The sequence below is a fragment of the Chamaesiphon sp. VAR_69_metabat_338 genome (genome assembly GCF_031423935.1).
In the GTDB taxonomy this organism is placed as follows: domain Bacteria; phylum Cyanobacteriota; class Cyanobacteriia; order Cyanobacteriales; family Chamaesiphonaceae; genus Chamaesiphon.
In genome coordinates this window covers 1-3,731 of sequence record NZ_JANPGM010000757.1, presented here as the reverse complement: position 1 = coordinate 3,731, position 3,731 = coordinate 1, and the positions used below count along the sequence as shown (strand labels likewise).

The following is a 3,731-nucleotide window of genomic DNA, read 5'->3' as shown; positions in this document are numbered from 1 at the left end:
CGATGTGCGCACGCCTTTGTTTCCCGACGGTTGCGATCGAGACAGGGGCACCCCTACAGGTTAATTGTGGAGGGGTGCCCCTCACCCTGTATTTACTTTAGACAGCTACAGCGGCAGCTTCAACTCGATCGGCGAGTAACTCGATGTTGCTAAAGTTAAACTCAGTAGTAACGGGTTGACCATCTTCCACAGATTGGATGATGCGTTGGCTGATAATTTGGTAGTTACCAACTTTTTGATATTTATCTTCAAACACGATTTTACCGCTTTTGATTTCGCCAGTCGTGGGATCGGCATAGACCGAATCATAACGATGGGAGAGATAGCCAGCACCAGTATCGTGACTGCTAAAAGTGTCGATCGTCACCACGATGCCATGAATATGCCGATGGACGTGACAGACCTCGTTATTGCGAAGTTTGTAGCGATCGCCTTCAGATTTGCCACCCATGAGGATTTCGACTGCACCTGTGGCGTCAGTCTCGCCATACCTGAAGGTATTTTTACCGTGAGTGTCGGCAAAACTGCGGCGGACGCGGTGGATCGCCACTTCTTGCAATTGCCCGAGAATCGCTTTGCGCGCTTCTTCATCGTCAATTCCCGTCACCTCTGCACTGAGATTTGCTTTGACGACAACGTTACCACTCAAGACGCGATCGCCATACTTAAACTCAACTGTGGCGGTATAACCAGGAAAATTTGGCTCCCAAGTATAGCGATTTTCATAAGCAGCCTGAAATAGTTCTTGTGCCGATCGTGATTCTGTCATGTTGCCTTAACGGGTGATTTTGGTATTTAATTCTATTTTAAAGATTTTTCTCCCTAATGTTCGAGCCAGTGACATCAGATAATGCTAAATTGCCAGATAAGATGACTAGCTCAAATTCCCCACTGTCGAATTCAGATCTTCGAGTCGTCACCACGGCTTTTGCGGTAGAACGCCAAGTATTGACGCCAGAACTATCCCACTTGTTTGCCAATCCACTGGCATGGGGCAATGATGACAAACAGAGAATTGCGGCTGGGCTGTTATTATGTTTATCTTTAACGATCGGTCAAACCATTAACGAGATCGAGATCGAGCGACTCGAACGACTGCCTGCCACCGGACGCGATCGCGGCTTAATTGACTTTAAATTAATTTGTCGGCTGCCGGATCTCCGGCAAGTTCATCTAGGGATCTGCGTGCTACCATTTAGCGATCTCGATGTCGTCAATGAAGCTTGCAATCTACTGTTGGTTTACAAAGATTTTGGACTCGATCGCCTATGTTTGATCCGGCAAGGAAATTTAATGACTGATGTCGATCGGGTGCCAATGTGCTTGCCCAAGTTATTATCTGCCGACATTGGCGGTCATTTTATCGCTCTCAAATTCAAAGATCTCTTAACGATTCTCACTACACTCTCGGTATTTCAGCACAAGCAGCAGCATCAAATTGCCAATGATACGATCTTTAATTATTTGCTTCATTCAAAACAATTAATTGAAAACGAGCTAATTAAGGGGATTGTGATGGCGGCTCAAGTTAAAAAATCGCACTAGTATTGCGATCGATATCCAAGCGATCGCCAAATTTAACAATGGACATTCTGACGATTCTGCGCCAAGATTACGCACGATTTCCGCTCGACCAAAGCTATCAAATTTACGCTGAAGATGTCTATTTCCAAGATCCGCTGACGCGGTTTCGGGGACTCGATCGCTATCGCCAAACGATCGAATTTATCCGCAAGTGGTTTGGCGACCCGCACTTAGAATTAGATGAGATCGATCGAGTAGATCGACTGATTACCACCCGTTGGAAACTAAGCTGGAATACCCCCTTGCCCTGGCGTCCTCGCATCGAGATTCCCGGACGCAGCGAAATGCGCCTCAATGAAAACGATTTAATTATCAGCCATATCGATTACTGGGATCGATCGCCGCTAGATGTGTTGGGACAACATTTTCAATTAGGGGGTAGGGAATAGGGGATAGGGGATAGGGCATTAGAAAACAAGAAAGACGCTTGCGTCTTCTATTCCTTAAGCTTATCCCCTACTCTCTATACCCTATCACCTAGTCTCTAGACCCTATCCCCTACCCTCTATCCCCTATCCCCTACTCTCTATCCCCTATCCCCTATCCCCTACCCTCTATTCCGCTGCGACCAAACCCTAGTCGGCAAGCCCCACACATAGATAAATCCTTCTGCTGCTTTGTGGTCGAAGCGATCGTCTGCTCCGTAGGTAGCCAGATCCATATCGTAAAGACTGTATTCGGACTTGCGCCCGACGATCGTCGCATTGCCCTTAAATAGCTTAATCCGGATGGTGCCAGAGACTCTGGCTTGGGTTTGCTCGACAAAGGCATCTAAGGCTGCTTTAAGGGGCGAATACCATAGACCGTTGTAGACGATTTTGCTATAGGTTTCTTCGATGCTGCGTTTGTATTGAGTGACATCGCCAGTAAGCGTAAGACTTTCTAGTTCGCGGTGGGCTTGAATTAACACCGATAGTCCAGGGACTTCGTAAATCTCGCGCGATTTAATGCCGACGAGGCGATTTTCGACCATATCGATCCGACCGATACCATGATTGCCGACCAAGTTATTCAACTGACTAACCAGGCTCACCGGCGCGAGTGCGAGGCCATTAATGCTAACTGGTGAGCCGCGATCGAAACCAATTTCGATATATTCTGGCTCATTGGGGGTATCGGCGATCGCTTTAGTGAGCGCGTAGACTTCTTCGAGGGGTTCGACCCACGGATCTTCGAGGGGGCCAGCTTCGATGCTGCGTCCGAGTAAATTAAGATCGACGCTATAGGGCGAAGATTTTTTGACAGGGGACGGGATACCGCATTTTTCGCCATAGGCGATCGTTTCTTCGCGGCTCATCCCCCACTCGCGCGCGGGAGCCAGGACTTTTAAGTCGGGATTGAGTGCGGCGATGGAGACATCAAATCTCACTTGGTCGTTACCTTTGCCGGTACAACCGTGAGCGACGGCATCCGCACCATATTCCGCAGCAGCTTCGACGAGGAGTTTGGCAATCAAGGGTCGCGCTAGAGCTGTCGAGAGCGGGTAGCGATTTTCGTAGAGTGCATTGGCTTTGAGTGCTGGAAAAGCATAGTCGGTAATGAACCGCTCGGTCGCATCGGCGACTAACGATACACTCGCACCAGAGTTGAGGGCTTTTTGACGAATCGGCTCCAATTCATCCCCTTGTCCCAAATCGGCAGCGAGGGTAATGACTTCTTCAACGCCCCACTCTTGCTTGAGATACGGAATACATACCGATGTATCTACCCCACCCGAATATGCAAGCACAACTTTTTTCGCACGACCCATAAGTTTCCCTCCCGATAACGAGTTTCTATTATAGGGGAAAGGGACTAGCGGTAAACTTTATCTAATGTTCGATCGCCAGTAACGATGGTTGAAAATTGAAAGTGGGGAACCATGACCGAAATCGGTAACAACCCTGCAAAAAAAGTGCTGGATCTCGATGAGATCCAGCACTGGTCGGAATAATTTAACTAGCGGCTAAAATTTAGGATTTAGCTTCTTTAGCTTCTTTAGCTTCTAGACGAGCGTAGAACAGACCGCGAATTTTGACTTCTTTGGGATCTAGAGCACCCAAATCGGTGTCGGATGGCTGCTCGCTCTCAAAGATTCCAGCAATTTCGCCAGTGGCACTGTTGACTTTGGCAACTTCAAAGTTGATTTTACCTTGGAAAGTTTGACC

General features: G+C 48.0%; 5 protein-coding genes. 2 read left to right on the top strand and 3 right to left on the bottom strand.

Features of this window, described 5'->3' with window-relative positions; all coding sequences use genetic code 11:
- Window positions 1–97: 97 nt before the first annotated feature.
- A complete protein-coding gene (locus tag RMO84_RS20890; protein ID WP_310490361.1) occupies window positions 98–769 on the bottom strand; it encodes a DUF3386 domain-containing protein in 672 nt (223 codons plus the stop codon).
- A 101-nt stretch (window positions 770–870) separates the two neighbouring features.
- On the opposite strand from RMO84_RS20890, the gene RMO84_RS20885 reads away from it, so the two are divergent.
- Entirely contained in the window at window positions 871–1,545 is a 675-nt protein-coding gene (locus RMO84_RS20885; protein ID WP_310490360.1) for a hypothetical protein, read from the top strand.
- A gap of 38 nt (window positions 1,546–1,583) precedes the next feature.
- Window positions 1,584–1,973 (top strand): DUF2358 domain-containing protein, encoded by a 390-nt coding sequence (locus tag RMO84_RS20880; protein WP_310490359.1) that lies wholly within the window; start codon window positions 1,584–1,586, stop codon window positions 1,971–1,973.
- 158 nt (window positions 1,974–2,131) lie between these two features.
- Here the strand turns inward: RMO84_RS20880 and RMO84_RS20875 are convergent, their stop codons facing one another.
- Window positions 2,132–3,334: an argininosuccinate synthase gene (locus RMO84_RS20875; RefSeq protein ID WP_310490358.1), complete on the bottom strand. Its 1,203-nt coding sequence runs from the start codon at window positions 3,332–3,334 to the stop codon at window positions 2,132–2,134.
- A gap of 202 nt (window positions 3,335–3,536) precedes the next feature.
- Window positions 3,537–3,731: photosystem II manganese-stabilizing polypeptide (psbO, locus tag RMO84_RS20870; RefSeq protein WP_310490357.1), on the bottom strand; the 195-nt coding region annotated here is incomplete at its 5' end.